Genomic DNA, 3,024 nt, shown 5'->3' with positions numbered 1-3,024 from the left:
GTTGATCGAGGCGATTTCCCGAGGTGTTTGATGGGTCTGCATGATCGAATCCTCAAACACTCGCGCCCGGCTGGCGCGGTTGATTGTGACCGGCCGGCACGTTCAGACGACGCGAACGGACAACCTGATACGGGCGCACGAGATAGCCGACCGTGCCGAAGCCGCTCCACACGTGCGCGAGGCGGGTGAAGGGGAAGACCAGGAAGATGCTCATGCCGAGGAAGATGTGCGCGCGGAACACCCAGTTCACACCGGCCAGCAGCTCCGCCGCGCCCGGACGGAAGGTGACGATGCGCTGCGCCCACTCGGCGAGCAGCATCATGACGCTGCCGTCGAGGTGCTGCGCCGAGAGCGGCACGCTGGCGAGACCGAGCGCGAGTTGCAGCCAGAGCAGGACGAGCAGCACGATGTCGCTCGTCTTCGATGTCGCGCGGATACGCGGCTCGGAGAGGCGGCGATGCAGCAGGATCGTCACGCCGACGAAGGCCAGCGCGCCGGCGATGCCGCCGGTGGTCATCGCCAGCACCTGTTTCTGGCCGGCGGTGATGAACGGCTCGTAGACGAAGTGGGGCGTCAGCATGCCGACGAAGTGGCCGAAGAACAGGAACAGCACGCCGACGTGGAAGAGGTTGCTGCCCCAGCGCAACTGACCTGCTTTGAGCAGCTGCGACGAGTCGCTCTTCCAGGTGTATTGATCACGGTCGAAGCGGATCAGGCTGCCGAGCAGGAAAACGCTGAGGCAGATGTACGGGTACAGGCCGAACAGGAAGGTATCGAGTGTTTTCATGAGGAGACTCCGGTGTGTGCAGCGCCTGAAGATCTCAGGCCGGACGCATCGTTTTTGACAAAGTGAATGGCTTGCGGCTGGCCGGACTTCGCTTGGCCTTTCGAGGAGCAGCCGTCGAACACGACCGGTTCTTCCCAGGCCGCGTCAATCGCTTCGTCGGGCTCGATCCTGACTGCGTGCGCCTGCTCGCCGGCCAGTTCAAGCAACGCGCCGAGCACGCAGGCGTACGGGCTCTTGCGCTGCTGCAGGGCGTTGAAGATGGCGTTGAGCAGATGCGCCATCTCGCCGAGGAATGAACGCGCGATCTGCGGCGTCTGCGTCGCGGCGAACTCGAGCATCACCGGCAGGTAGTCCGGCAGCTCGCCCGGCGCGAGGTAGAGGCCGGCCTGCTCGTAGGTTTTCACGAGATCGATCATCGCCGGGCCGCGGTCGCGCGAGTCGCCGTGCACGTGCTCGAAGAGATGCAGCGAGGTCGAACGGCCGCGATCGAACAGCTCGACGAACTCGCTCTCGTTCCGGAGCGGGTCGCCGGTTTCAAGCTTCTGCATCAGCGCGTACAGCTCGTCCTTGCGCCCCGCGCCGAGCGCGCTATCGGCGTGCAGCGCCGCGCGCATGTCGATGAGATCGACGCGCAGGCGGCTGTCGGGGTACGCCAGCAGGCGCGAGAGCACGCGCAGCGCGATGGAGAGGTTAGGAAGATTCGTGTGCATGATCAGACCTCTGCCTTGATCGGGATGGTGCGGCGCTTGGTGCCGCCGAACAGGCTCGTTTCGCTGGCGCCGTCGGAACAGCCGTTGCCGAACGAGAAGCCGCAGCCGCCGCGCACGTCGAAGGTGTTTTCGGCGTATTCACGGTGCGTGCTCGGAATCACGAAACGATCCTCGTAGTTGGCGATGGCCATGATCTGGTACATCTCCTCGACCTCGGCCTGGCTCATGCCGACCTGTTCCAGCACCGCCGTATTGACGTGGCTGTCGACGTGCTTGGCGCGCTGGTAGGCACGCATCGCCAGCATGCGTTCGAGCGCGCGCTCGACCGGCTGCGTGTCGCCGGCGGTCAGCAGGTTGGCGAGGTACTTGACCGGGATGCGCAACTGCTTGACGTCGGGAATCTCGCCGTTGACGCCCAAGTGGCCGGCGTTGGCGGCGGCGCTGATCGGCGAGAGCGGCGGCACGTACCAGACCATCGGCAGCGTGCGGTACTCGGGGTGCAGCGGCAGCGCCACTTTCCATTCGACCGCCATCTTGTACACCGGGCTGTTGCGCGCGGCATCCATCCACAAGTCGGGGATGCCGTCGATACGGGCCTGCTCGATCACCTTCGGGTCGTGGGGATCGAGGAAGACGTCGAGCTGCGCCTGGTACAGGTCGCGGTCGTGCTCGACGCTGGCGGCGGCTTCGATGCGGTCGGCGTCATAGAGCAGCACGCCGAGGTAGCGAATGCGGCCGACGCAGGTTTCCGAACAGACCGTCGGCTGGCCGGCCTCGATGCGCGGGTAGCAGAAGATGCACTTCTCGGCCTTGCCCGACTTCCAGTTGTAGTAGATCTTCTTGTACGGGCAACCCGAGACGCACATGCGCCAGCCGCGGCACTTGTCCTGGTCGATCAGCACGATGCCGTCTTCCTCGCGCTTGTAGATCGAGCCGGACGGGCAGCTCGCCACACACGCCGGGTTGAGGCAGTGCTCGCACAGGCGCGGCAGGTACATCATGAAGGTGTTTTCGAACTGGCCGTACATCTCCTTCTGGATGTCGTCAAAGTTCTTGTCCTTCGAGCGCTTGGAGAACTCGCCGCCGAGGATTTCTTCCCAGTTCGGACCCCAGACGATCTTCTCCATGCGCTTGCCGGTGATCAGGCTGCGCGGGCGAGCGGTCGGGGCTGCCTTCGATTCCGGCGCCGACTGCAGGTGGTCATAGTCGAAGGTGAAAGGTTCGTAGTAATCGTCGATTTCGGGCAGATTCGGGTTGGCGAAGATGCGCATCAGCAGCTTCCACTTGCCGCCCTGGCGCGGTTCGATCTTGCCGTCCGCCTTGCGCACCCAGCCGCCGTTCCCGCGATCCTGGTTTTCCCATTCCTTCGGATAGCCGATGCCGGGTTTCGTCTCTACGTTGTTGAACCACGCGTATTCCATGCCGGGACGGCTGGTCCACACGTTCTTGCAGGTGACCGAGCAGGTGTGGCAACCGATGCACTTGTCCAGGTTCAGGACCATGCCGATTTGAGCGCGAATTTTCATG

The 3,024-nt window shown here is 64.0% G+C and carries 3 protein-coding genes; all 3 read right to left on the bottom strand.

What is annotated here, in order from left to right; all coding sequences use genetic code 11:
* Positions 1–52 precede the first annotated feature (52 nt).
* Positions 53–787 (bottom strand): respiratory nitrate reductase subunit gamma, encoded by a 735-nt coding sequence (gene narI, locus KBA32_RS05630; protein ID WP_294356341.1) that lies wholly within the window; start codon positions 785–787, stop codon positions 53–55.
* Entirely contained in the window at positions 784–1,497 is a 714-nt protein-coding gene (gene narJ, locus KBA32_RS05625) for a nitrate reductase molybdenum cofactor assembly chaperone (RefSeq protein ID WP_294356339.1), read from the bottom strand. The genes narI and narJ overlap by 4 nt, the downstream gene beginning before the upstream one ends.
* Positions 1,498–1,499: 2 nt before the next feature.
* Positions 1,500–3,024 (bottom strand): nitrate reductase subunit beta (gene narH / locus KBA32_RS05620; protein ID WP_294356337.1); only part of this gene is annotated, 1,525 nt, incomplete at its 5' end.

The organism is Propionivibrio sp. (genome assembly GCF_017995515.1).
In the GTDB taxonomy this organism is placed as follows: domain Bacteria; phylum Pseudomonadota; class Gammaproteobacteria; order Burkholderiales; family Rhodocyclaceae; genus Propionivibrio.
Note: the sequence above shows the minus strand (reverse complement) of the source record. Positions and strands in the feature narration are given on the sequence as shown.

What these genes read in the sequence shown, in the direction of transcription:
- narI (WP_294356341.1), bottom strand. Translation starts at nt 787, where the DNA reads ATGAAAACACTCGATACCTTCCTGTTCGGCCTGTACCCGTACATCTGC.
- narJ (WP_294356339.1), bottom strand. Translation starts at nt 1,497, where the DNA reads ATGCACACGAATCTTCCTAACCTCTCCATCGCGCTGCGCGTGCTCTCG.